This window comes from Candidatus Omnitrophota bacterium, from assembly GCA_028715415.1.
In the GTDB taxonomy this organism is placed as follows: Bacteria; Omnitrophota; Gorgyraeia; order Gygaellales; family Profunditerraquicolaceae; genus JAQURX01.
Window position 1 is genome coordinate 114,057 of sequence record JAQURX010000004.1, and the last position, 23,678, is coordinate 137,734.

The following is a 23,678-nucleotide window of genomic DNA, read 5'->3' on the forward strand; positions in this document are numbered from 1 at the left end:
CTACCTCCTTTTTAGGCTACAAGATTAAACATATTCTTTATAACATTAACATATTCATTGGTTTATGTCAAGAAGAAACTTACTTTATACCTTAAGCGACATCCCATCATAAGCAGCAACAACTTCAATCCCCAATTCTTTTGTTAAGATTTCTGCCTGGATGCGCGGCTTTGCTTTTAGCATTGACATCCCAAAATGCGTAAGGATAACTTTTTTAGGTTTAAGCTTCATAATGATTTTTCTCACATCAGGCAAACTTAAATGCTCAACATCCGGCCTCTCGTTTAAGAACACAACAGAAATTATCAAGATATCGCATTTATAAAAATTTTCCAGCTCTTTAAAATACCTTGTGTCCGTAAGAAGCGCTATTTTTTGTTTTCCTAATTTAAACTTGATGCCATAAGTTTCACTTGGGTGCCGATGCTTCATTGAAGTAGTAAATTTAAAATCTTTTATCTTATATGAACTTCTTGGCTTTAAAATTCTAATTTCTTCGGGAAAATTAACCAAGTGCTTTAATATAACAGAATCATCGTGGATAGCGTCATACGGACAAAAAACTACCCCTCTTTTCTTAAATCCTCCTTCGGTCATTGCTTCAATCATCACATTGATATCCCCAGAATGATCTAAGTGCCTATGGCTAAGGATAATCCCGTCTAATTTAGAAGGGTCTAATTTAGGCCTTGCGTTAGCACATCTCACAACACAACCCGGGCCGGGATCAATTAGAATGTTGATATTATTATAAGAAATCCAAATCCCGCCTGAGGCACGCAACTGTTTAATCATTACAAAACGAGCACCCGCAGTACCTAAAAATTTAATAAAATTATCGCTTTGAATGCTTTTTTTATTCTTCAAGAGTGTCATTATTTTTCTTTTAGCCAAAGTTTTTTTAGCTCTTCTGTAATATAATGCTTTTGGGAATAATTAAGCTCATATGAAGAAGCTTCTTTACTATCCATTGCTTCTTGCCTATTTTTACCCAGAAAATCCTCAACACACATTGACTTTGCGCCAAGTGATTTTATAACAAAACTAACTTCTTTATCGTTTGTCACAACTATCATATTCCTTCTTACGCCAGACTCCTCAATAATTTTTTTAATTTTTTCATCAGCATCAATTTTACGGGAAAAAACAACCATGATATTCTCATAATCACTGGTTACTGGAGCAGGATAACCGTCAAAAACTATGATTACTTTGTTTTTTAAGCTTCCGCAGAGCCTTCTCTTTATAATGGTAGACAAAAGCAAGGATTGCGAATTCTGGTTTTGTTTGTTAGAGTGAGGAAATAGCGGATGGTTTATGATATTGTAACCGTCGATGACGTACTGTAAGGACATAAATAATGCCTCCCATTAATCCGCAGATTAATATGAAAGAAAAATTAAGAAGTGACATTGCAAAAGCCAAATCCCTGCTTACCCCTGCCTTCGCAAAGAAGTATATCGTAGAAGCATCTCTTAAGCCAAGGCCTCCGATTGAAATTGGAAGTAAAGTTATTGCGCTGATAATCGGCAGATAGATTAGAAAATAAATTAATTTAATTTTTACCCCCAAAGACAAAGCAGTGATATAAAAGGTAAGCGGCGAGGTAACCTGAATGAGCACAGATAAAGAAAGATTCTTCAAGATAATCTTTTTATTATGCCTAAAGTAGTGTATCTCTTTATGCATATTCTTGATTAACTCTCTAATTTTCCCCGAATCAGGGGTATGCAATAACTTACTGATTTTAGCAAATAGCGCTTTGTTAAAGAAAAGGATTAGAAGGGCAAACAATACAACCGTGATAATCGCCATGGAAGACAAAACGCTGACGTCCTCTACAAACCTCCAACCGAGGATTAAAGCAACAAAAGCTAAAATTACAAGCCCGATATAACCGCTTAACCTATCCAAGAAAACTGTCGCAATAACTTCACCCGGCCTTTTTGTATGCTTACTTAAGTCAATGGAACGCATTAAGTCCCCTCCAATAGTTGAAGGAAGAAACAAGCTAAAGAATACCCCTCCGGAAAAAGAAATAATAATTCTCTTTAGAGGAAGATGGATATTTACCGCCTTAAGAAGCATCTGCCAGCGTAAAAGGCAAAAATAATAACCCGAGAAAAAAACAAAGAAAGCTAAAAACAAAAGCCCTTTATCAGCATTTTTTATCAATTCAAAGAGGCTCTTCTTATCAACTTTCTCAAACAAGAAGAATATTAAAATAATACTTATTCCGAACCGAAATATTAAAGTAAGTATTTTTTTAATTACCTGCATTTAAAAAGATCCTTGCCAGTTAGTTTTTTAAACGCCTCAAGATATTTCTGGGTAGTTTTCTCAATGATATCATCGGGAAGCATAGGCCCAGGAGGAGTCTTATCCCAATCAAGGCTCTCCAGATAGTCCCGGACAAATTGCTTATCAAAACTCGGGCTTGGTTTTCCGGGCATATACAAATCTTTCGGCCAGAAACGCGAAGAATCCGGAGTTAAGACTTCGTCAATTAAAGTAATTTCCCCGTCAAAAACCCCAAACTCAAATTTGGTATCCGCAATAATAATACCGCGGCTTAGAGCATATTCACTTGCCTTCTTATAAATTTCTACGCTTAATCTGGCAATCGCCTCTGTGTTTTCCTTCCCAATCAAACTCTCTATATGGTTTTTACTAACATTAATGTCATGCCCCTCTTCAGCTTTTGTTGAAGGAGTAAAAATAATCTGTGGAAGTTTATCGGATTCTTTTAACCCCGAAGGAAGGCTAATCCCGCAAACTGATTGCTTCTGCTGGTATTCTTTCAAACCCGACCCGGAAAGATAGCCTCTAACTATGCATTCTACAGGAAGAGGCTTGGTTTTTTTAACCAACATAGAACGCCCGGTAATTTCATCCTTATATTTTTTTAATTCCACGGGGTACTTTTCAACATCCGTTTCAATTAAATGATGTTTAACAGTATCTTTTAGAAAATCAAACCAGAAAGCAGATAGTGAGGTAAGAACCTTGCCTTTATAGGGGATGCCGCAAGGCAGAACCACGTCAAAACAAGAAATCCTATCGGTTGAAACAATTAAAAGCTTATCGCCCAAATCATAAACATCCCTTACTTTGCCTCTTCTGAAAAGCTTTAAATCCTTAAACTCTGTGCGTAAAACAACTTCTTTATTATTCATATTGCTCATACTTGTAATCCCTAAGAGATTAAACGGTTATTAAGATATTCGTATTCTTGCCACAATTCCTTGGGTAAATCTTTTTTAAACTGATCAAAAAATTTCTTAACGCCTTTTAATTCTTCAAGCCAATCTGACTTTCGCACTTCTAGTAATTTTTCTAATGCTCCGTCTGCAAGCTTTAACCCAGTCATATCAATATCCTTTGCATAAGGAACAAACCCGATAGGAGTATGCACAGCTTCTACTTTATCATTGCAACGATCCAAGATCCATTCTAAGACTCTTAAATTCTCACGAAATCCCGGCCATAAGAATTTCCCGTTTTTGTCCGTTCTAAACCAATTAACGTGAAAAATTCTAGGAGGTTTATTCATGCTCTTACCCATCTTTAACCAATGGCGAAAATAATCAGCCATATTGTATCCGCAAAAAGGAAGCATTGCCATAGGATCTCTCCGAACTTCTCCTAATTGCCCGACCTGCGCAGCAGTACGCTCAGAAGCCATAGTCGCACCGACAAAAACTCCATGCTGCCAATTAAATGATTCATAAACAAGTGGGGCTAGATGTTCGCGCCTCCCACCAAAAACTATTGCTGATATTGGGACTCCATGGTGCTGCTCTAACCTGAAAGAAGCTGATGGACAATTTGAAATGGGCGCTGTAAAACGGCTGTTTGCATTAGCCCCTAAGATAGGCTTGCCATTCGCATCTTTAAGCCCGGGCTTCCAAGGCCTACCCTGCCAATCAATACCTTCAGCCGGAACTTTCCCATCCGCTCCCTCCCACCAAACCGTATCGTCAGGCTTTAAAAGCACATTAGTAAAAATTGTATTTTTCTTAATTGTCTCAACCATGGTCGGGTTTGACTCTGAATTTGTGTTTGGAGCAACACCAAAAAATCCCCATTCAGGGTTAATTGCCCAAAGCGCCCCATCGGTATCTACGCGCATCCAAGCAATATCATCCCCAACAGTCCAAATGCGATATCCTTTTCTTTTAAGCCCTTCGGGCGGGATTAACATAGCCAAATTAGTTTTACCACAGGCGCTTGGAAATGCAGCAGCAATATATTCTATATGCCCGCTGGGATCTTCAATTCCCATAATCAACATATGCTCTGCCAACCAATTCTCTTTTTGCGCAATAAAACTAGCGATTCTTAAAGATAGGCATTTCTTACCCAAGAGGACATTTCCGCCATAACCAGACCCTACACTCCAGATAGTATTATCTTCAGGAAAATGCAAAATCAACCTCTTATTAATATCAAGTTGCGCCTTTGAATGTAAACACTTAGTGAAATTGCCTTCTTTTTCTAATTGCCTAAGTACAGCTTCTCCTGCACGCGTCATAATTAGCATATTTAAGACTACATAACGCGAATCCGTCAGTTCAACTCCGATTTTACTAAAAGGAGAACCAACAGGCCCCATAGAAAAAGGGATCACATACATAGTCCTTCCACGCATAGAGCCTTTAAATATCTCTCCTGCTTTTTTATAGGCAACTGCGGGGGACATCCAATTGTTTGTCGGGCCTGCATCGCGCTCTTTTTTTGTGCAGATAAAAGTAAGATGCTCAGTACGGGCGACATCATCAATAGCTGTCCTGTGCAGAAAACAACCGGGAAGTTTTGTCGTATTTAATCGGATAATCTCTCCGGTTGATACAGCTTCCTTTTCTAAAAGTTCTTTTTGTTTGTCTGAACCATCTACCCAAACTATAGAATCAGGCCGACATAGAGCAGCCATTTCTTTTACCCAATCAATCAATTTTTTGTTTTTTGTCGGAAATTCTTTCATCCTATTTCTCCTTACTTGCAATAAATTTATAAGCTGAATCTGCAGCAGTTGCTCCGTCACCACAAGCAGTAATCACCTGATACAAGCTTTTCTTCCGGCAGTCGCCACAGACAAATATGCCCTCTTCGGAAGTCGTCAAATCATGGTCTGCAATAATAAACCCAGACTCATCCATCTTTAACTTGCCTCTTAAAAAATGAGTCTCCGGGCTATATCCAATATACACGAAAACACCGTCACAAGGAAATATTTTTTCTTCAAAAGTTTCCACATCTTTTATTTTTACGCCCTCAACCCTATTTGAACCTAATATTTCTATAACCACATTATTTAAAACAAAATTTATTTGTTTATTGTTTTGAAGCCTTTCCTGAAGTATGGCGGAAGCCCTTAGCTCATTTCTTCTATGAATGATACTTACCTCTTTGGCAAAACGAGTCAGGTAAATTGCCTCTTCCGCAACAGTATTCCCTCCGCCTACTACGACAACTTTCTTTTCTTTATAAAAAGGCGCGTCACAGGTCGCGCAATAAGAAACGCCCCTGCCTGTTAATTTTTCCTCACCCGGAACCTGAAGTTTACGGGGGTGCGCGCCTGTTGCGATAATGATTGCTTTTGCGGAATATTCTGCGGAAGTTGTCTTAATGGTCTTGGTTTTACAATCTATATCAACAACTTCATCCATTTCAATTTTAATACCGAGGCTTTCAACCTGGCCTTTCATACGCCTGATCAATTCTTCAGTAGAAACAGTTTCAAAAAACCCGGGGAAGTTCTCAATTGTTTCGCTCATCAAAATTCTTCCGCCAACCGAAATCTTCTCAAGCACTAAAGTATTTAAGCGTGATCTTCCTGCGTAAAGCGCTGCAGTTAAACCCGCAGGTCCTGCTCCAATAATAATTAAATCATACATTTCTTCCCTCATCTAATGTTTCCCGATAAATTAAGTTCTTTAAAAACATCCTCTGCCTGATAAGAACTGCGCACAAGCGGGCCGGATAAAACCGATTTAAAACCCATAGCAGCACCGATTACGCGATATTTCTCAAATTGTTCAATATTAATAAAATCTACTACCTGATAATGGCTGGGTGATGGAGACAAATATTGGCCTAAAGTTAATATATCACAAGAATTTGCTCTTAAGTCTTCCATAACATTAACGACTTCTTCTTCAGTTTCTCCCAGGCCCAGCATTATCGAAGACTTAGTCAGAATATCAGGATTAATCTCCTTGGATTTAGATAGGATACCTAAAGAAAGTTCATAATCAGACATCGGGCGAAGTTTAGGATAAAGCCTTCTAATTGTTTCAATATTATGCGCCAGTATATTCGGATATGCATTCAATACACATTTAAGGCTGGCGACTTTCCCCTTGAAATCAGGAATTAAAACTTCAACTTTAATTTCCTGACTTACCTGACGGATAGCTTCTATGGTCTTGGCAAAGACCCAAGCCCCACCATCACTTAAATCATCCCGTGTAACAGAAGTAATCACTACATAGCTTAACCCTAACGCCCTTACAACCTCTGCGATTCTAAAAGGCTCATCTGAATCAAAGCCCATCTTTACTTCTTTTGTTTTATCCACATTGCAAAAAGAACAATTCCTTGTACAAGTAGAACCTAAAATCATAAAAGTGATTTTATTATGCTTAAAACAATAAGACATATTAGGGCACATTGCTTCTTTGCAAACCGTATTTACGCCAAATTCAGAAACTAAATGCGTCAGTTTAAAAGTAGAAGCATCTGGAATATCCTGCCTAAACCAAGAAGGAATCTTACTTTTCATCCATTTATCCTCAAGAAGTTTTCAATGGACCGATCGTAACATTTTTCTATATCGGAAGGAAAAAAACAGGCGGGAATCTCTCTTTTAGACCTATGATACGAAATGCATTCGCAGCAAAGACCCTTACGGGCGCATCCTGCATAGCTACAATTGCAATTCGCAAGATTTGTTTTCTGATTCGGGCAGTTTTTCAATTTTTGCCTTCTCTCTTAGTTTTTTTAATTTATTCTTTATCTTAAGCTTGTCCAAAAAAGAAGCGTAATCAACGATAAGCTTCCCATGTAAATGATCAATTTCGTGCTGAAAAACACAAGCCAACAAGCCTTGTGCTTCTATATTCACCTGTTTTCCCGAATCATCAAGCGCTTGGACCAAAACTTCTTTCGCTCGTTTTACTTTGATACAAACTCCCGGGACACTTAGACATCCTTCTTCCAATACCTGATTCCCTGATTTCTTTGCTATCTTAGGATTTATTAATTTGTAAAGGCTGTTTCCTATATCAACAACGATCATAGCTTCATTTATCCCCACCTGAGGGGCAGCTAAGCCAATTCCTCCGGAGTCATACATCAACCTAGCCATTTTACTCAAAATCTGCTTGTGGACAGAATCAACATTCTTTACAGAAATGCTTTTCTTCCTTAATACCGGATCGCCGAATGTCTTAATTCTTAATGTGATTTCTTTCATCAACTGCAACAATTTTAGGCTTAACGATTTTTGCCTCTTTATCCTCAACAACGGCGTATGAAACAATAATAATCTCATCGCCCACACATGCGCCGCGGGCCGCAGGCCCATTTAAACAAATTATTCCACTACCCGCTTTGCCCTTAATCGCATAAGTCTCAAGCCGATGGCCATTATTTAGATTAAGGACCTCCACTTTCTCATATTCAATAATATCAGAGGCCTTCATCAGTTTTTCATCAATAGTGATACTTCCCTTATAATAAAGATTCGCCTCTGTAACACGTGCCCTGTGGATTTTGGATTTTAAAATAGTGCGAAACATAGCATTTCTCCTTAAGTTACTAATGTATAGGATTGGCGCGCAATCATCAATTCTTCATTCGTAGAAATAACTAAAACCTTGGGTAGCTTCTTAAAAAAAGAACTCAAATCCTTACAAGCTCCTACCCTTACTTCTTTTTGATTCTCGCCGATTCCTCCGGTAAAAACAATCGCATCACAACCGCCCATAATCATAATATATGCGCCAATGTACTTTTTAATTCTATAAATAAAAATACTTATAGCTAATTTTGCGCGCTTATCTCCGTCCTTAGCTTTGTTCTCAAGGATCCTCATATCATTGCTTATCCCGGAAATCCCCCGCAACCCGCTTGACTTATTCAATATATCATCCATCTTTAAAATATCAATCCGCTCTTTATGCATAATATAAGGAATTATCGCAGGGTCAATATCTCCACAGCGCGTTCCCATTATCAAGCCTTCAAGCGGAGTAAAACCCATACTTGTATCTACGGATTTTCCCTTGTCTACTGCGGCAATGCTGCAGCCATTACCCAAATGGCAGGTAATTATCTTTAATTTATTCAAAGGTTTTTTTAAAACTCGCGCCGCTTCGCCTGAAACATATTCATGGCTTGTTCCATGAAAGCCGTATTTTCTTATCCCAAACCTTTTATAATAATTATACGGTAAACCGTATACATATGCATATTCCGGAAGAGTCTGATGAAATGCGGTGTCAAAAACCGCAACTTGCGGAATTCCGGGTAATAATTTTTTACAAGCCATAATTCCGGCTAAATTTGCGGGATTATGCAAAGGAGCTATTTCCGAGCATTGCCTTATTTTTCTGATAACCACATTATCTACCAAGACCGGCTTACGGAATTTCTCAGCACCATGAACAACTCTATGCCCGATAACCGAAACTCCATCTATTTTATCAAAAATGGTTTTTAAACCGGTGTAATGATCACGCACATTTGAGCCTTTTTCTCCGATATGCTCGATTAATCCTTTAGAGATAAGCTTTTCCTTAGGCATATCAAAAAGCTTATATTTTATTGAAGAGCTTCCGCTGTTAATTACAAGTATTCTCATGGCCCTATACCGCCCTTATCGCAGTTACTGCAGCGCAATCAACAACATCCTCTACGAGGCAACCCCGGGATAGATCACTGGCCGGTTTATTCAATCCTAATAGCAATGGCCCTAACGCACGTGCATTGGCAAGCCTTTGGGTAAGCTTATAACTGATATTACCTGCCTCAAGGTTTGGAAAAATTAAAATGTTGGCATTCCCCCCTAATGGGCTCTCAGGATATTTTATCTTTGCAACCTCAGGAACGATTGCAGCGTCAACCTGGATTTCTCCATCAACAAGCATATTGGGCGCTAACTCTTTGAGCAAATCCATTGCACCATAAATTTTTTCTTGCGATTTAGTTTTAGCAGATCCCCTCGTAGAATAGCTGATAAATGCTACTCTTGGAACTAAACCTAAAACCTTATTACCCATTTCCGAAGCCGCCAAAGCAATATAAGCTAACTGGCGTGAATTTGGATCAGGGATTATCCCGCAATCAGCATAGATAAATGTTCCACTGTCGCCATAAATGCAATTAGGGACTGCCATAACAAAACAACTTGTCACAAGAGTTATTCGCTCGTCTATTCCAAGACAACGGATACAAGCTCTTGCCATATCAGCGGTGGTATGAGCTGCGCCTCCTACAATCCCGTCAACTTTTCCCTCTTTTGTCATCATCGCGGCATAATAAAGGGTATCTTCAAATAACTCCCTTACAGCGTCAATAGAAATATCCTTGCCTTTATGAATCTCAAAATACTCATTAATATATCTTTCTTTTTCCTTAGGATCAATTTTATCCTTAGTAAGTAAAAGAGGTTTTACGATCTTTTCTTTCTCAAGAATTGATGCTGCCTCCACTACTCGCTCATCATAATACTCCGGGAGAACAATCGTTTTTCCCGACTGGCTTGCCTTTTGCCTGATCTTAGCAATAGTATCCATATCAAATCCCCTTTAAAATTTTGTCTAAATCAACTCTCTCTTTGATTAATTTAATTACCGCGTTAATTTTATCCTTATCTTTCGGCCTGATCTTAACAGTCAAATCGTGAATTGTTGTAGCAACATCATACGTATCTTGTTTAGCTAATAAAACAGGAATCTGGGCTTTTTGTAATAATCCCATTATCGGCTGCTCCGGAGTAATCCCTCCGGATAAAACCATTCCGCAGGCTTTAAGCCTTTGAGAATTACCCTCTTTAAAAGTACTTATAACAGCCATAATCATGTCTTCCCTGTCACCCGGAGTAATCATCAAGCTATCATCAACGATATATTTCACTGCGTCACGAGGCTCCATTGCCCCGACAATTACCTGTGAAACAGACTGGTCAAGATATTCCTTGCCGCATAAAATCTCAAAGTCAGTTTCATCTAATATCTGCTCAAGAGTCGGACGGGCAAGCATAGGTTCATAAGGGACAACTCCCAAGACATTAATCCCTTTTCTCTCAAGCCCCTTTCTTACAATGCGGTCAATTTTATCAAGTTTATCGGGAAGGACTTTATTTATAATTACTCCCAGAACCTTGACGCCCTCTTTTTCAAAAAGCGCTTTATTTAAAACTATTTCGTCTATCGGCCTTCCCACTCCTCCGGAAGAAATTATAATTACTTTTGACCCAAGATGTTTTGCTACAGCAGCATTGGAATGGTCAAATACGGAACCAACTCCCGCATGCCCGGTTCCTTCAATAATAACCAAATCCTGTTTCTTGGATACCCTACGGAAAGCATCTTTGATTTTTCTAGTAATCAGGTTTTTATCAGGATGGGCGATATACTTTTCCGTAAAACCCTTCTCAACAGCAATCGGGCTCATATCTTTAAGCCCACATTTTATGCCGCAGACATCCTCAATAAGTATTGAATCTTCGTCTATCTTTAAACCTTCTTCTTCAAGATAGCGTTGTCCTATCGGCTTTATGAAACCTACTTTTTTAAACCTGTTTTTAAAATTAAAGATCAGGCCTAAAGAAAGCGTTGTCTTGCCGTCATTCTGCTTGGTCGCGGCAATAAATACTCTTTTCATCTATTGAGATTTTCTTCTATTTTACGCTTAAGCTGCGTTTTATTAACAGCTCCCACCGATTGATCCATTATCTTCCCATCTTTGAAGATTATGATAGTTGGGATGGACATTACGCCGTATTGATTTGCAATTTTTGAATTGTTATCAATATCAATTTTACCAAATTTCATCTTACCCGTATACTCTTTAGACAATTCCTCAACAATAGGAGCGATCATCTTACAAGGCCCGCACCATGGCGCCCAAAAATCAACTAATACAGGTAAATCCGAATCCAAGACTTCTTTTTTAAAATTTGCATCCGTCAATTGATGTAAGTTCATTTTATTTCTCTTTTGTTCAAAAGGTTTATAAAATTTACGGCAGGATAGGGTTATAAATTATCACAGATTAGGCTCAAAAGCAAGAACATTTTAGAAGCTGACGAGGATTATACTCGCATAATGATAGCTTTTGCTTTATGGTTTTCGCTTCCGTGCGCTTAAAGATTTTTGCCGTGCGCTGCGGTTTACCACGTCGCTTCGGCTTAGCGTTCTCTTGGGAGCCGTCCTTCGCTCCTCGTAAATCATTGCGCACTAATGTTAATAGCTGTGCCAAAAATCTTCTAATGCGCCTCAAATCAAAATACTAAAATTAAACGAGCGATAAATAAGACAAAACAGTCTGCTAACTTAATAGAAAAGGGGACGGTTCTAATTTAAGTGCTCAGCGGATGCCTTGGCTTGGTTCGCAGCAGGGCTTCCGGAAATTCGAGCGGGCATGGTTGCCCCGCTAAATAAATGTAGGCAGAGCGAGAATTTTCGAGAGTGAGCCAACCACGCTGGGGTTGGCGAACGTCCCTGCGAGAAACAAGACAAGGCAGGTGCTAACTTAGGACTTATCTTTAAGGCAAGCTGAAAAATATCCTCCAGTAAGGCCATCAAGCGTTGCGGTCAATTCTCTGATTTTTACTTCTTTTTCAAAAAGCTTTCCGCTATCTTCTATCTTTAGATTATCCAATTCAGCTTTTAAACGCAATCGTTCAAAATAAGTTTTATTAACCTCATCTAAAATGTCATTCCTTAGCTGGACGCTGAGGCGAGAACGGGTATCAATAGAAGTTTGTGCTTCACTCCAGATAATTTCGCTTAAATCCCAAGATAACGCCACATCCCAGCCTATAGTTGTTTTTCCGCGCATCAAAACATCATCACAAACTTTAGTACTTGACCCCGTTTCCCAATGCCAAAGGTCAGAAGTATCATTATTTACCCCTGCGCTAACTTTAGGCAAAAAAGCTTTCTTAGCTGCCAACCTTCTCCACTCTTTAATCTTTTCAGGATTCACTTCTGCATACTTTACTGCAGCTTGCTGGACATCGGAGACCTTCGGCTCATCCTGGATGTATGTCGCAAGCCTAGAATTGATAACTTCTTGTTTGGCAAAAGTTGCTGTGTAAATTTTAAAAACTCCGTTATTTCCCCCTATATATAAATTTTTTAACTTATCAAAAGCAAGGCACCTAACATCGTTTACTTCGTAGCATACCGATAATTCCCACCAACGGTTATCTTTATACAAGAAAACTCCGGATTTAGTTGCTGCACATAAACCCAAATCCTGAAGAAATATCGTATTCCTGACATTTTTATCAAGTAACCCATACTCACTCAATGCATCCCAAGTATCTCCCGAATCAATGCTCCGGTAAACTCCTTTCTTACAACTAAAATAAATTTCATTACCATTGCCAGGATTAATGCTTAAACTTTCAAATTGAGACGATTGCTCCCGCGCCTCATCTTCACTTTCTATTTCGTTAATAGAGCTACCCTCATTTTCACTATCGGATAAAACGCTACAATCAAAGATCTTTTCCCACAAATTTTTAGCTTTAGACAACCGGAATAACCCTTCAGTGCTACTTACATAAACATACTGTTTATTATCGCTGGAGATATTTAATATTCTGCTATCCCCCAAAATACCCGGTTGTTTAAACCAACTCCTGCCTTTGTCGTTACTGGAAAATAATCCGCCATTAGTCCCTAAATAAATTGCTTCAGGCAAGATTAATACAACGTTACAACGGCTTTCTAAAAAACTTTTCCCACGGAACAACCTCCGCCATCTTAACCCGGAATTAGAACTAAAATATAAACCATTATCGCTTGCTGCATAGATACAATTCGCGTCATCCGGATTGTTTACTAAATAATTCACTGTATAATTTTCGCTGATTGAATATACCCTTCTCCAGCTAAACCCGGAATCTTCACTTGATATAATAGAATTCTTTGAGCCTGCAAAGATTACTTTTCCATCCCCAGAGTTGATTAGAATTGATCTTACATTGCGGTATTCCCTGCTGATATTCTCCCAGTCTGAGCCATTTGCCGTTACCCTGAAAACCCACAGTTGCAAAAAGAACAAACTAAACATCAAAACTACTTTCTTCATAAATCCCCCCTTCTTCTTCCTATTGTTATTATCTTCTATAGCAATAGACGAAGAAAATGGGAAAATCTAACAAAAAAAATAGGGACACATCCTATTTAGATTCAAAACTTAAAATTAGGATGTGTCCCTATTTCACGAATTCAAACTACTTACCAGAGATATTCTCTCATTTTATCATCAGCATTCTTTAATGAATATTCCGGCTTCATTATCGGTTTATCATATGGAGGCGCTACAAAAGTTACTGCATCATACAAACCAGTAACCCCTCTAACCAAACCATTGAATATTCCGACAGCCAAACCCAAGGTACAACCGACCACCGGATCTTTTTCCTTTGACATCTTCATTACTTCAGCTGGAACTTCAGCCCAACAGGTAGCAGTATTAATAACACCCCTGCCTAGTTTATTTGCTGGTGTCTTATCAAAGTTAACTTCATCAGTATTATACACATATTGTTGATTATCCGTTCCAGATTCTGTTTCTTCCGCCGAGCATATAGATGTGAAAGTAAATATAAGTATTAATCCGGCAAATACACAAAAAATCTTTTTCATTTTACCCCTCCTTGTGCAATTCATGAAGCAACTTATCTTTCAAAGCCCCAGCTGAATCAATCTTATCCCCTGAAATACCCAGGCTCATTGCAAAATCAATCAATCCGCGGAGTATTTCAGTATAAGAAAGTTTGTGGCCGGTAGAGAACATAGCGTCCTTGCCTAATTTGTCAAGAAAATCAATTTCTTGCCGGCCCAGCATCGTAATTACTCTATGCATCATTATCTCTTTAATCGCTTTGTCCATTTGCCACCTCTTACCATAACAACCTTAAAGTGGATATCTCATATAAACTCTTAACGCTTCCAAAAACCCTAATGACTTCTTTTGATGTCTTCTGTGTTTTTTAATTGCTTTGCGGTGTATTCTTCTCATTTCTCTCACCCCCTCATTAAGGAACCCCCTCCAGGGATTTCCCCATCAAATAAAAAAGCCCTTTTAAAGGTAAACCTCTAAAGGGCTTAAGAAACAAAAAAAACCTTGAGGACTCTCAAGGTTCATCCCCTCTTTGGTAACGCAGCCTCCCGAAATTTGACGGGACTGTCGCTTTGCGTCCTAAGGTTACCCTTAGTTTGCCTTTGTCAGTAGGTTAATTACCACTTAACCAAATTGTCAAAATGTCACTTTTTCACTTTACATAAAAAGTATAACATATACTTTTGCGCTTGTCAAGGTAAGGCGAGCTAATTGGCATTTAAGCTAACCAATTCTTTCTTCATCTCCTGATAATCAATATTACTGATAGTAATGAAGATTTCCTGGGCTTGACGGAAATACTCCTTTGCCTTGTTCTTCTTTCCAGTTTTCTTAAATAAGAATCCTAAGTTTCGTAAACCAGAGGCGAGCTCCGGAAGAACCTTTATCTGGCGAGATACAGAAACAGAGCGATTAAATGATTCCTGGGCCTCAGAAAACTTATCCATATCAAAATACAACTCCCCAATCATATTATAATCAGAAGCTAAATTCATTTTATTGCCTTGCAATTCATCAATTTTAAACCCCTTGGCATAACAATCAAGCGCCTTCTGATATTGTTTCTCAAATAGATAAATCTCCCCAATATTAAAATAATAATCGCTCAATTCATTCTTTAATTTCATTTTTTTAAACATACCGAGGCTTTTGGAATAAAATTCTTTGGCAGTTGCATAATCATTCTTATCAGAAAAAACTAAGCCAAGATCAAAATAATCGCAAGCTAAATTATACCTATGCTCAAAATTACGGCTTTTAGAACGGTCAATTTCAGAACACTTAATAAGCAGCTCCAGCGCTTTATCGTATTCTTCAATATCCATATTCCACACTGCAAGCTTCCTCATCGCCACAGACTCGCTATAAGAATCTTTTTCCTGCCTGGCTTTAATAAGCGCTTGATTGTAGAATTCTAAGGCCTTTTGAGGCTGCCCGGAAAGATAGTATGTCCAGCCAATCCCAATATAAGCCTGAATCAAATCTTTGCTTTGGCCTTTCTTCTCACTATATAAAGCGTAATCAAAATAATACTTTAGAGCCTGCTCAATTTCACCCAACCTGAAATATGAATCAGCCAGTAATGGATACGCCTTCAAGAATAAGCTATTCTTCTCAATTATTCTTTTACAATTCCGGATTACTTCCTGGTTTCTACCGCTTAGATAAGATTTCTTTGACTTGGAGAACAAATACAAAGTGCTTGGATTTGCCTCCGGAAGGAATAAAAACATAAAAATGCAAATTACCGCTGCAACCAAACCTAATGATATCTTCAAAAGATTTTTTCTTAAGAAAATAAAACTTTTTTCCTGCTTTATCCCGTTATTTGCTTTATCCCTAAACAAGACAAAGTTTGGGTCACCATAAAGAAGGTAATTCGTCCAGTGCATCTTCCCAATGCCATAATCACGTACTAGTTTTAACCTCCCTAAACGGACACATTCTCCGATGGAAACACCCGAAAGAAGCTGTGTATAGAACTCTTTAGCAAAAGTAAAACTTACCTTATCCTCAATCTTCCTTATTGAACCGATATAATGGCGGACGCCTGAAAACAAAAAAGCCGCAGCAAGATTATAATTATTTTCCTGATAATCATTACCACAAGGCAATTGGTTTCCCGAAGCTGAATAGCAAGCATTAGAAAACACAAGCGAAGGCATAGAAACAAATGAAGCCATAGACTCAATATCCTGCGAAGTAAGCAAGCCATCTGCAAGTATCCAACCCGTATTTTGCGGATTAGATAAGTCGTGTTCGCAGTGGCCTGCAAAATGGACTATATCATAGTCACAAATATTTTTCTTAGTATATATCTTATCTATATAGGTAGATTTAAAATCTATATGGACGCTGTTTCGTTTACGGTCAAATTGATTTCTAATGCTTAAGCCTTCTTCATAAGCGCCCTTTAAATCATTTGTTGGGTTAGCCAATATCAACATCTTTAAAATACTAGAAAAACTTCGATACTGGACGGCAATTGATTCTCTTTTTGTCCTCACCAGCCTGCCAAGGCTAAAGTTAAGGCATAAAAAATTATCCCCGTCATATAAGATTTCCCACGGGACATCAATCAATTCCTCATCAATTGAAAGGACTAAACCTGAACCTTGCTCAAGCCTCAATTTATCCCTTACCTGTTTTGTTAAAAGCTGATTCCAGAGAAGTTGCCCTGCCTTTACTAGCGATCTTTCTAATTCCGGCTGCTCTATAAGGCTTTTAGAAGCTTTATTCAACAAAAAGAAAACTTCTTTGCACAAGCTTCGTATTTCTTCAAAAGAAACATTACACTGACTATAATGTCGCAGCGTTGAAGCAATTTCAGCTTCCTTAAACAGGCTCATCTTTAATGACTGCGCCTGTTTGAATATTTCCAGGACTAATTTATTCTGATTTTGCATAAAAGAATTAAATTTTTACATCCAAATGAATTGACACAAGCTTATCTTCAGACGAACAAATCTCGATTACATATTTACCCAAAAGAACATGGTCAAAAATAACCTTCCCTGAATCGGACAAATACGACTCCAGCTCAAGATTGTCCCTTATAAGAGTAATCCGCAAATCCTTTATTAACTCCTGAGTATCTTTATTTTTAGCTGTAATTAACAAATTAAAATACTTAGAATCTTTATTTTCAATCTTCACCTCAACTCTAAAATTATCAAAATCCTTTAAAATTACCACCTCATCTTTAAAATCCTTGATATTACGGCTGCGCAATAACGGCGAAGGCATTAGCTCCTGGCCGACAAGTATGTCCCCAGAAGTATTAATTAGTTCCAAGAAATTCTCTTTTAATTTCAGGAATATTTCCAAAACAGCTTTCGCTGTCCCAGTTCCACTGGCTAAATCCTTAACCTTAAGCAATAATTCCTCTGGGATTTGTAAATCTTCCGGATTTACCAATTTTGCCTGCAGTAAAACCTTATTTGCACAATCATCACAGCCAATTATGTGCATTTTTAAACTCTCCAGCTCTTCGTTGCTAAGTTTGCCCTCTATAAAACAAGCCATGAGCATTTCATCCAAATGATTAGAATCACAAGCTGCTTCATTTTTCTTCCATTTTTGGAAAGCTTTTTTTATGAATTCTATGTTTTCTTCCATTTTTTGCCTTTCATATACAATAGACGATAAAATCTCATAAATCTAACTCAAATCCTTTCAATTTAAAACAATCCCTTAATCTATCAATAATCCGCGATTTGCGCATATCAATTGTCCCTCTTGAAACGCCGAATAGGGTTTTCAATTCATCAAGCTTTAACCCGCGGTCAATAAACAAAGATAGAAAATATTTATCATCAATGCCCAGTTTTCCGATACAATCAGTTAAAGCATCAAGCTTTTCATCAGCCATAACAGTAAGGCTTACCGTTGTTTTTGTATCTGCTATCGTTTCCATTAAGCTTGGGCAATCATCATATTCTTCATCCAATGAAGAAGCTTGAGGAGTAAGGCTGCGAAGGCAATCAATCGTATGATTAATCACTACCTGTCTTAACCAACTCGCGAGAGTGCAGTTATTTTTTGCGGAGAATGATTTAAATTTAGAGAAATTATCTTTGCTCAGAAGGACGAAGATATCCTGGAAAATATCTTCTACTTGATCGTGGTTACTTAAGTTTGCTCCATTAGATTTAAGTATACTATATATGTAGCGGTAGATTAAATTTGAATATTTGTCTACAAATTCATTCCATGCTTCTTTCTCACCCTTAACACATCTTGAGACAAATTCAAGATCAGTCATGTTTAGGTTTAAAGCTCAAATATCTTTAAATCACCCTAATCTATCCTTATCCTCAATAATTTCCGCTTCAACGTCAATTGCGCTTTTATTTTTAGCTGAAGCCATATTGGATACTTTTTTCACTAAAATATAAGAATTAATAATAAACAGCAATACCAAAATGCCTCCGATACCTAACCAGATAAGCGGTTTAAAGAAAATCCATCCGAAAAATAAGTTAAATAAAATCAAAACTGGCAATAAACAACCACTTTGGCCTAAATATATAAACGACCTATTCTTAAGAGGCATTTGAAATTATTTTTTTTACCTCTTCAGGGATTGCTCTTGGTTTTAAATTCTTATCTACACAGACCAATATTGTCTTTGTATTAGCGATTAATTTACCATCTTGATTCTTAATCTCGCTTTCAAAAACCAATTTAACCGAACCAATTTCGCTAACCCAGGTACGGATATCCAGAATATCAGCATAAAAAGACGGGAATTTATAATCAATCTCTTGCCTTGCTACGACAAAAAGGATACCTGAATCAGCAAGTTTCTTAATCAAGATGCCTCTTTCTTCAAAGAAATCGGTTCTTGCTTCTTCAATATATTTCAAATAGTTAGAATAGTAAACAACTCCGCCGCAGTCAGTATCATGATAATAGATTCTTACTTTCACCTAAAGCCTCTCTTTCTTAAGTAAAATAGGCCCTATAACAATAAGGGCCTATTTTAATATTTATAGAAAAAATATTTATTTTTTGAATGCAACAATCGCCTTTTCATTATCACTGGTTGCTAAAACAATCTTAGCAGGACAACTACCGGAACAAACAGTGCCATATACCTGCTTTATATCAATATTTTCTCCGGATAATTTTGCTGTAATTTGCTTTAAAGCACCCGGCTTGTTTTCCAGCTCTACTACTAAAACTTCTCTTTCAACCAAAGATTTATACCCTGCTTTTTTAAGCGCATCGGACGAGCGGAGATTATCATCGGTTATCAACATTATTTTTGCTTCATTATTTACAGCATAGCCGGCAACTGCTTCAATATTAACCCCATGGTCAGCCAACAATTTAGACATATCAGCAAGAATGCCAATCTTATTTACTACTGTTACCACAATCTCCTTGCTTAGTTTCGCCGATCTCACCATCTATCCCTCCTCCTTTATAAAACGCTTATTCGAACCAAAGCTGTTCAAATAAACCACACCAAAACCTGAAACATAAAACTTTATTTTTCCAGTTTTAATTCAATATTCTTCTTACCATCCGTAAGTACAACCGAATTTTCTTTGATTTCCACAACAGTAAAGCCTTCTGCTTTTTCTCCCACCTTCACAACGCTATTATTAATTATACAAAACCTTCCAACTGGGTCATTATCCCAAATTATTCCTGCAACTTTTAAATCTTGGGTGCCTTCACGCGTGCCATAAATCTTCCCTCCAAAAGGGCATCTTGCCCAACCCAAGCTTTCCATTTGGACCATTTCCGGAGTCTTTTGGACGTTCTCATCAGGCATTGCTTCAACAGGCAAAGGCTTTTTAGTAACTATTACTTCCTTGGGTTTTTTTTCTGAAGCCTTTTCCTTGTCAATCTGCTGTTGTAAAGCAATATTGGCGGCAGACCTACGCTTCATAAACTTCATGGTATTAACCCAAGAAACAATTAAAATCAATACCAAGCTAACCGTTACGATCAATTCAACGCGCTTTTTTTCCATAGTTATTTAGGATTAGAAAGATAGGCCGAGATTTGTAAACTGATATTTAAAATAAACTGCCCCTCTCCTCCCCCCTGAATATTAACCTGCCTTAATCTTATTAAAACAGGGAAATTGTTCCTCAGATTATATAAATATTCCCCCAAAGCTTTGTAGCCACCCGTAAGTTTAATAGTAATTTGCAATTCTTCAATCTCATATCCCGGTATCTTATCCAATAACATTGTCTTTTCCGAAAAAGAAATATCGTGAACTTCAAGTTTTAGCTTCCGAGCTTCCTCTGACAAACATTTTACAACAACTTCTTCATGCTCAGGCAGTTTAAATGGAATCGTTCTTAAGTGCAAATTTAAAAACCTTAAAGCTTCAGGTAAAGACTTACCCTTTGAAAAACTATTAATTTCCGCTATCTCGTTTTCTGCCATAGCTAACTTACTTTTAATCACTTGAAGACGATTCTTCTGCGGGATATAGACCAGTAACAGCAATAAAATCAGAAATACAATTATTGCACCGCTAATATAAATTATTTTCCGTTGCTCTTTGCTTATTTTCTTCATTTTAATTTAAAAGTAACTTCAAACATCATTACATCAAAACCTTGAAGAGCTCCTTTTGTAACATTTGAAATATCTATATCCGCAAAATTTCCTGACGAACCTAAATCGCTGATGAACTTAGCTAAAGCAGCATTAGGATCAGCATTTGTACTCTTTACAAGTCCGGAGAACGAGCCAGTCTTTGTTTCAGAATTAATCTCCATTGAATTTAGGAAAACTTCGCGGGGAGCAAGCATACTAATTTTCTTAAGCAGTAAACCTACGGGAACCTCCCTGCTTCTTAGCGAAGAAACAAAATTATCAAACGCATCTGTCCTTGCTTTAATATCTTTTATTTCGCTGATTACCTTAAGCTGGAATTCAGCATTATCAAGCCGTTTTTGATATACATCTACTCCGACATGCGCCAGAAGATAAAAAACTAAAAGCAATAACGCAGCGATAAAGAATACCCAACGTAAAGACATAACCTGTAATTTTTCAATTTTTTCAGAACGATATTCTTGAGGCAAAAGGTTTATATTGTTTTCATAGTCAAGACCTGAAGCTACAAACGCATAATTCTCTAAAAGCACGTCTGATTCTATGCCTGCACCTGCCTTAAGATTGCCAATAAGCGGAAAGTTTTCAATATTAAGAGCCGAAGCCTCTTGTAAAAACTTATCTAAATTCGGAACTTTTAAGCCTTTCCCGTTTAAATAAATTTTTTCAATCGCTGCGCCTTTAAATTGAGTTTCATAGTATGCTAAAGAACGTTTAATTTCCTGAATCAACATATCTAAAGGAGAACGCAATAGCCCTAAAATCTGGCTTGCAGCAAATTTATCTTTATACGCTTCCTTGTCTCCCCACGGAATACCGCCTTTAAATAAGATATCGTTTATCTCTTCCGGATTTAGCTGTAACTTGCCTTTCTCAGTTATTAAAACCGATGAAAGCGCTTTTCTTAATTCATTAACAGAAAAAGGCAATTCGCGGTAAAATTCCAGTTTTTCATTTTTACAAATCACAAAATAACTCTTATTTTCGTCAACATGCAAGATCCCTACAGTCTTCTTGGAGTCTTCAGAGAAATATTTATTGATTAGGTTCACATAACCAAAAGGAGCCAATACAACAGCCAGGCAGCTTAATCCTAACCCCTTAATCATCTCAACCTGGCTCTTGACTTCATTTTCTTTGACAGCAACACACTCTATATCATATTCCCTTGAACCATCTTCCTTAGTAAGCGTATTTATTATCTGGAATCCCACAACAGCATCAGACAGCTCAATTGGCAAATCATCCTTAATCTTCCATTTGATAGCATCAAGAAGCTCTTTATCGGGGATAACCGGCATTTGCAGGCGCTTACTAAATACTAAGCTTTGAGAAGGGACTAAGATTGCGTTTTTATGAAAAATATTGTTTGCTTTGAGGAAGTCACGAATACTACTCTGGATTAGTTGTTCTTTTTTTCCTTCGGGGATTGAAAGAGACTGGAATGCCTTTATTTCTACTTCACCGGAAAGTTTTAAATCAAAAAGTTTTAGAAAACCCGGCTCAATACCAATAACGATGACTGAATTGACCTTCTTTGAAAACCTTCCAATCAAGTTATCAATATTCATGTTAATTATTATATCACAATAAACTTTGTTTAAAAACAAAAAGTCTCTTAAGGCCTTAATACTTCTACCGCCACAGGAAAGCCTTATTTATTATTTTATCTCTGTTTCTTGGATTTTTCTACTTTTTTCTTTTTATCCCTAGCTGCTTTTTCTTTAGCAACACACTCTTTTTCAAGCTCATTTAGAGCTTGAGCTGCCGTAAAATATGTTTTATCATAGCGGAGTGCTTCACTATAACAAAACTTTGATAAATCCAAGTTACCTTTATTCCGATAGATCATCCCCAAATTACACCAAGCCCTTGGCTGGCTGGGATTAATCAATAAAGTAACCCAGCAATAAGAAAGCGCCTGCTCTATAGAACCAACCGTAAAACATGAACCAGCTAAATTATTATATGCTTCATAACCATTAGGGAAATTATTAATATTAGTTTCCCAGAAAGTTATAATATCCTTAAAATCGCGATTATGCTGCAGAGTTAATATACCATAACAAGATATAAATAAAACTAATGCAGCCATGGCAATAATTCTTAGGACTTTCTTTAATGATTCTGCTTTATCGTTAATTAAATTCCATACTTTTAAAAAAAGGTAAGCTAGAAAAATACAAAATCCCGCTGAAGGCAAAAACATGTAGCGCTCAGAAATTACATTGCAAACAGGAACAATATTTGAATACGGAAGAAATGTTACATAGAAAAACATAATCCCGAATGATACTGGCTTATGATTCTTCAGGCATTTAACAAAAAGAGTTGCTGAAGCGATAATTACAGCTATACCGCCAAAGAAAGCAGGTGTAACATACTGAATATTAAGGGCATCATACGCAAAAGGGTGAAAAAGCCCTCTTTTTATCGGCAGATAAAGTATTTTTACGTAATAAACAAGTGCTTTAACCGCAACCACAAGATAACGGGCACCTCTAAATTGTATAATAATATGGATTGTTTTGTCTCTGGTCATAAAAAATTTGATAGCAACCATTGCAGCAATTACTAGAATCGCGGCAATGATTAATATACGTAATAAAACAGTTCTATCAAATTTCTTTTTTCTAAAGAATATATCAAAAATTATAAACATAAGCGGCAATGTCGCAACAGAATTCCCGCTAAGAAAACACAAGACAGAGAAAATAACAGATAATAAGATATAAAAAATAGACTTGTCCGCTTGAGTATATGCTATCAGGGCAGCAAGATAAAAGAATCCGGCAAAAGCATAATGCCCTCCAGAAATCCAGCTTACCACTTCCGAGTGTATGGGATGGACTGCGAAGATTAATGCGGCCAAAAAAGAAAGGTTTACATTCTCAAATAAAATATTGAATAACACAAAAAGCAAAACAACGCATCCGGAATAGAATAAAACATTAAAAATATGGAATAATAACGGTTTACCCCCACCAAAATGCCAGTTTAAAGCATGGGATGCATCCCAAAGGATACTTTGATGAATACGAAAATCTTTGCTGATGAAATTTTTTAAGTTTTGGATAACAGGGTTGTTAGATATCCCAGAAAAATCATCAATCAGGAAACCCCCTTGGAGGGAATTAAAATAAATACCAAAGCTAATAGCAGCTAGCAACAAAACAAGAATAAGATTTTTAATCTTTTTGGAAGGCATTTTTATAAATAAAATA

27 protein-coding genes and 1 riboswitch are annotated in these 23,678 nt (G+C 37.3%); all 27 genes read right to left on the reverse strand.

Going from position 1 to position 23,678, the window contains the following annotated elements:
• Nucleotides 1-84: 84 nt before the first annotated feature.
• Nucleotides 85-876, reverse strand: coding sequence for an MBL fold metallo-hydrolase (locus PHO70_02635; protein ID MDD5431865.1), 792 nt, complete (start codon nucleotides 874-876; stop codon nucleotides 85-87).
• A complete protein-coding gene (locus PHO70_02640; protein ID MDD5431866.1) occupies nucleotides 876-1,355 on the reverse strand; it encodes an NYN domain-containing protein in 480 nt (159 codons plus the stop codon). The genes PHO70_02635 and PHO70_02640 overlap by 1 nt, the downstream gene beginning before the upstream one ends.
• A complete protein-coding gene (locus PHO70_02645) occupies nucleotides 1,291-2,280 on the reverse strand; it encodes a lysylphosphatidylglycerol synthase transmembrane domain-containing protein (protein MDD5431867.1) in 990 nt (329 codons plus the stop codon). Before PHO70_02645 ends, PHO70_02640 begins: the two co-directional genes overlap by 65 nt.
• Nucleotides 2,271-3,176: a phosphoribosylaminoimidazolesuccinocarboxamide synthase gene (locus PHO70_02650; protein MDD5431868.1), complete on the reverse strand. Its 906-nt coding sequence runs from the start codon at nucleotides 3,174-3,176 to the stop codon at nucleotides 2,271-2,273. Before PHO70_02650 ends, PHO70_02645 begins: the two co-directional genes overlap by 10 nt.
• Nucleotides 3,177-3,196: 20 nt before the next feature.
• Nucleotides 3,197-4,984 (reverse strand): phosphoenolpyruvate carboxykinase (GTP), encoded by a 1,788-nt coding sequence (locus PHO70_02655; protein MDD5431869.1) that lies wholly within the window; start codon nucleotides 4,982-4,984, stop codon nucleotides 3,197-3,199.
• Nucleotide 4,985: 1 nt separating this feature from the next.
• Nucleotides 4,986-5,897 carry a thioredoxin-disulfide reductase gene (gene trxB, locus PHO70_02660; protein MDD5431870.1) on the reverse strand — a complete coding sequence of 304 codons (912 nt, stop codon included), beginning with the start codon at nucleotides 5,895-5,897 and terminating at the stop codon, nucleotides 4,986-4,988.
• Between the two features lie 8 nt (nucleotides 5,898-5,905).
• Nucleotides 5,906-6,784 (reverse strand): lipoyl synthase, encoded by an 879-nt coding sequence (gene lipA, locus PHO70_02665; GenBank protein ID MDD5431871.1) that lies wholly within the window; start codon nucleotides 6,782-6,784, stop codon nucleotides 5,906-5,908.
• Entirely contained in the window at nucleotides 6,781-6,978 is a 198-nt protein-coding gene (locus PHO70_02670; protein ID MDD5431872.1) for a DUF6485 family protein, read from the reverse strand. Before PHO70_02670 ends, lipA begins: the two co-directional genes overlap by 4 nt.
• Nucleotides 6,929-7,477 carry a peptide deformylase gene (gene def, locus PHO70_02675; GenBank protein ID MDD5431873.1) on the reverse strand — a complete coding sequence of 183 codons (549 nt, stop codon included), beginning with the start codon at nucleotides 7,475-7,477 and terminating at the stop codon, nucleotides 6,929-6,931. The genes PHO70_02670 and def overlap by 50 nt, the downstream gene beginning before the upstream one ends.
• Nucleotides 7,452-7,802, reverse strand: coding sequence for an aspartate 1-decarboxylase (locus tag PHO70_02680; GenBank protein ID MDD5431874.1), 351 nt, complete (start codon nucleotides 7,800-7,802; stop codon nucleotides 7,452-7,454). The genes def and PHO70_02680 overlap by 26 nt, the downstream gene beginning before the upstream one ends.
• 11 nt (nucleotides 7,803-7,813) lie before the next feature.
• Complete coding sequence (locus PHO70_02685; protein MDD5431875.1) at nucleotides 7,814-8,866, reverse strand: acetate kinase; 1,053 nt, start codon at nucleotides 8,864-8,866, stop codon at nucleotides 7,814-7,816.
• Nucleotides 8,867-8,870: 4 nt separating this feature from the next.
• A complete protein-coding gene (locus PHO70_02690; GenBank protein MDD5431876.1) occupies nucleotides 8,871-9,800 on the reverse strand; it encodes a phosphotransacetylase in 930 nt (309 codons plus the stop codon).
• Between the two features lies 1 nt (nucleotide 9,801).
• On the reverse strand, nucleotides 9,802-10,890 hold the full coding sequence (locus PHO70_02695; protein ID MDD5431877.1) for an AAA family ATPase: 1,089 nt from the start codon (nucleotides 10,888-10,890) through the stop codon (nucleotides 9,802-9,804).
• Nucleotides 10,887-11,213 (reverse strand): thioredoxin, encoded by a 327-nt coding sequence (trxA, locus tag PHO70_02700; protein MDD5431878.1) that lies wholly within the window; start codon nucleotides 11,211-11,213, stop codon nucleotides 10,887-10,889. Before trxA ends, PHO70_02695 begins: the two co-directional genes overlap by 4 nt.
• A 547-nt stretch (nucleotides 11,214-11,760) precedes the next feature.
• Nucleotides 11,761-13,329, reverse strand: a complete 1,569-nt coding sequence (locus PHO70_02705; GenBank protein ID MDD5431879.1) for a hypothetical protein — start codon at nucleotides 13,327-13,329, stop codon at nucleotides 11,761-11,763.
• A 149-nt stretch (nucleotides 13,330-13,478) separates the two neighbouring features.
• Nucleotides 13,479-13,889, reverse strand: a complete 411-nt coding sequence (locus PHO70_02710; protein MDD5431880.1) for an exosortase system-associated protein, TIGR04073 family — start codon at nucleotides 13,887-13,889, stop codon at nucleotides 13,479-13,481.
• A 1-nt stretch (nucleotide 13,890) separates the two neighbouring features.
• Nucleotides 13,891-14,136 (reverse strand): hypothetical protein, encoded by a 246-nt coding sequence (locus PHO70_02715; protein MDD5431881.1) that lies wholly within the window; start codon nucleotides 14,134-14,136, stop codon nucleotides 13,891-13,893.
• A gap of 261 nt (nucleotides 14,137-14,397) precedes the next feature.
• Nucleotides 14,398-14,477: riboswitch (cyclic di-GMP riboswitch) on the reverse strand.
• Between the two features lie 96 nt (nucleotides 14,478-14,573).
• Entirely contained in the window at nucleotides 14,574-16,772 is a 2,199-nt protein-coding gene (locus tag PHO70_02720) for a tetratricopeptide repeat protein (GenBank protein ID MDD5431882.1), read from the reverse strand.
• 7 nt (nucleotides 16,773-16,779) lie between these two features.
• The gene (locus PHO70_02725) at nucleotides 16,780-17,484 is read right to left on the reverse strand and encodes a zf-HC2 domain-containing protein (protein ID MDD5431883.1); all 705 of its coding nucleotides are present in this window, start codon (nucleotides 17,482-17,484) and stop codon (nucleotides 16,780-16,782) included.
• A gap of 34 nt (nucleotides 17,485-17,518) precedes the next feature.
• The gene (locus PHO70_02730) at nucleotides 17,519-18,130 is read right to left on the reverse strand and encodes a sigma-70 family RNA polymerase sigma factor (GenBank protein MDD5431884.1); all 612 of its coding nucleotides are present in this window, start codon (nucleotides 18,128-18,130) and stop codon (nucleotides 17,519-17,521) included.
• Between the two features lie 30 nt (nucleotides 18,131-18,160).
• Nucleotides 18,161-18,421 (reverse strand): hypothetical protein, encoded by a 261-nt coding sequence (locus PHO70_02735; GenBank protein MDD5431885.1) that lies wholly within the window; start codon nucleotides 18,419-18,421, stop codon nucleotides 18,161-18,163.
• Complete coding sequence (locus tag PHO70_02740; GenBank protein ID MDD5431886.1) at nucleotides 18,411-18,797, reverse strand: thioesterase family protein; 387 nt, start codon at nucleotides 18,795-18,797, stop codon at nucleotides 18,411-18,413. Before PHO70_02740 ends, PHO70_02735 begins: the two co-directional genes overlap by 11 nt.
• A 75-nt stretch (nucleotides 18,798-18,872) precedes the next feature.
• Nucleotides 18,873-19,280: an ACT domain-containing protein gene (locus PHO70_02745; protein MDD5431887.1), complete on the reverse strand. Its 408-nt coding sequence runs from the start codon at nucleotides 19,278-19,280 to the stop codon at nucleotides 18,873-18,875.
• 80 nt (nucleotides 19,281-19,360) lie between these two features.
• Nucleotides 19,361-19,852, reverse strand: a complete 492-nt coding sequence (locus PHO70_02750) for a general secretion pathway protein GspB (protein MDD5431888.1) — start codon at nucleotides 19,850-19,852, stop codon at nucleotides 19,361-19,363.
• Between the two features lie 2 nt (nucleotides 19,853-19,854).
• Complete coding sequence (locus PHO70_02755; protein ID MDD5431889.1) at nucleotides 19,855-20,412, reverse strand: hypothetical protein; 558 nt, start codon at nucleotides 20,410-20,412, stop codon at nucleotides 19,855-19,857.
• Nucleotides 20,409-22,025, reverse strand: a complete 1,617-nt coding sequence (gene pilM / locus PHO70_02760) for a pilus assembly protein PilM (GenBank protein ID MDD5431890.1) — start codon at nucleotides 22,023-22,025, stop codon at nucleotides 20,409-20,411. The genes PHO70_02755 and pilM overlap by 4 nt, the downstream gene beginning before the upstream one ends.
• A gap of 95 nt (nucleotides 22,026-22,120) precedes the next feature.
• Nucleotides 22,121-23,678: tetratricopeptide repeat protein (locus PHO70_02765; GenBank protein ID MDD5431891.1), on the reverse strand; the 1,558-nt coding region annotated here is incomplete at its 5' end.

Bases quoted from the DNA above. Each gene is read 5' to 3' on its own strand.
- PHO70_02635 (MDD5431865.1), bottom strand. From the start codon at position 876: ATGACACTCTTGAAGAATAAAAAAAGCATTCAAAGCGATAATTTTATT.
- trxB (MDD5431870.1), bottom strand. From the start codon at position 5,897: ATGTATGATTTAATTATTATTGGAGCAGGACCTGCGGGTTTAACTGCA.
- PHO70_02730 (MDD5431884.1), bottom strand. From the start codon at position 18,130: ATGACTGATCTTGAATTTGTCTCAAGATGTGTTAAGGGTGAGAAAGAA.
- PHO70_02650 (MDD5431868.1), bottom strand. From the start codon at position 3,176: ATGAATAATAAAGAAGTTGTTTTACGCACAGAGTTTAAGGATTTAAAG.
- PHO70_02645 (MDD5431867.1), bottom strand. From the start codon at position 2,280: ATGCAGGTAATTAAAAAAATACTTACTTTAATATTTCGGTTCGGAATA.
- PHO70_02720 (MDD5431882.1), bottom strand. From the start codon at position 16,772: ATGCAAAATCAGAATAAATTAGTCCTGGAAATATTCAAACAGGCGCAG.
- lipA (MDD5431871.1), bottom strand. From the start codon at position 6,784: ATGAAAAGTAAGATTCCTTCTTGGTTTAGGCAGGATATTCCAGATGCT.
- PHO70_02680 (MDD5431874.1), bottom strand. From the start codon at position 7,802: ATGTTTCGCACTATTTTAAAATCCAAAATCCACAGGGCACGTGTTACA.
- PHO70_02750 (MDD5431888.1), bottom strand. From the start codon at position 19,852: ATGGAAAAAAAGCGCGTTGAATTGATCGTAACGGTTAGCTTGGTATTG.
- trxA (MDD5431878.1), bottom strand. From the start codon at position 11,213: ATGAACTTACATCAATTGACGGATGCAAATTTTAAAAAAGAAGTCTTG.
- PHO70_02695 (MDD5431877.1), bottom strand. From the start codon at position 10,890: ATGAAAAGAGTATTTATTGCCGCGACCAAGCAGAATGACGGCAAGACA.
- PHO70_02745 (MDD5431887.1), bottom strand. From the start codon at position 19,280: ATGGTGAGATCGGCGAAACTAAGCAAGGAGATTGTGGTAACAGTAGTA.
- PHO70_02640 (MDD5431866.1), bottom strand. From the start codon at position 1,355: ATGTCCTTACAGTACGTCATCGACGGTTACAATATCATAAACCATCCG.
- PHO70_02705 (MDD5431879.1), bottom strand. From the start codon at position 13,329: ATGAAGAAAGTAGTTTTGATGTTTAGTTTGTTCTTTTTGCAACTGTGG.
- PHO70_02725 (MDD5431883.1), bottom strand. From the start codon at position 17,484: ATGGAAGAAAACATAGAATTCATAAAAAAAGCTTTCCAAAAATGGAAG.
- PHO70_02715 (MDD5431881.1), bottom strand. From the start codon at position 14,136: ATGGACAAAGCGATTAAAGAGATAATGATGCATAGAGTAATTACGATG.
- PHO70_02685 (MDD5431875.1), bottom strand. From the start codon at position 8,866: ATGAGAATACTTGTAATTAACAGCGGAAGCTCTTCAATAAAATATAAG.
- def (MDD5431873.1), bottom strand. From the start codon at position 7,477: ATGAAAGAAATCACATTAAGAATTAAGACATTCGGCGATCCGGTATTA.
- PHO70_02710 (MDD5431880.1), bottom strand. From the start codon at position 13,889: ATGAAAAAGATTTTTTGTGTATTTGCCGGATTAATACTTATATTTACT.
- PHO70_02755 (MDD5431889.1), bottom strand. From the start codon at position 20,412: ATGAAGAAAATAAGCAAAGAGCAACGGAAAATAATTTATATTAGCGGT.
- pilM (MDD5431890.1), bottom strand. From the start codon at position 22,025: ATGAATATTGATAACTTGATTGGAAGGTTTTCAAAGAAGGTCAATTCA.
- PHO70_02735 (MDD5431885.1), bottom strand. From the start codon at position 18,421: ATGCCTCTTAAGAATAGGTCGTTTATATATTTAGGCCAAAGTGGTTGT.
- PHO70_02690 (MDD5431876.1), bottom strand. From the start codon at position 9,800: ATGGATACTATTGCTAAGATCAGGCAAAAGGCAAGCCAGTCGGGAAAA.
- PHO70_02655 (MDD5431869.1), bottom strand. From the start codon at position 4,984: ATGAAAGAATTTCCGACAAAAAACAAAAAATTGATTGATTGGGTAAAA.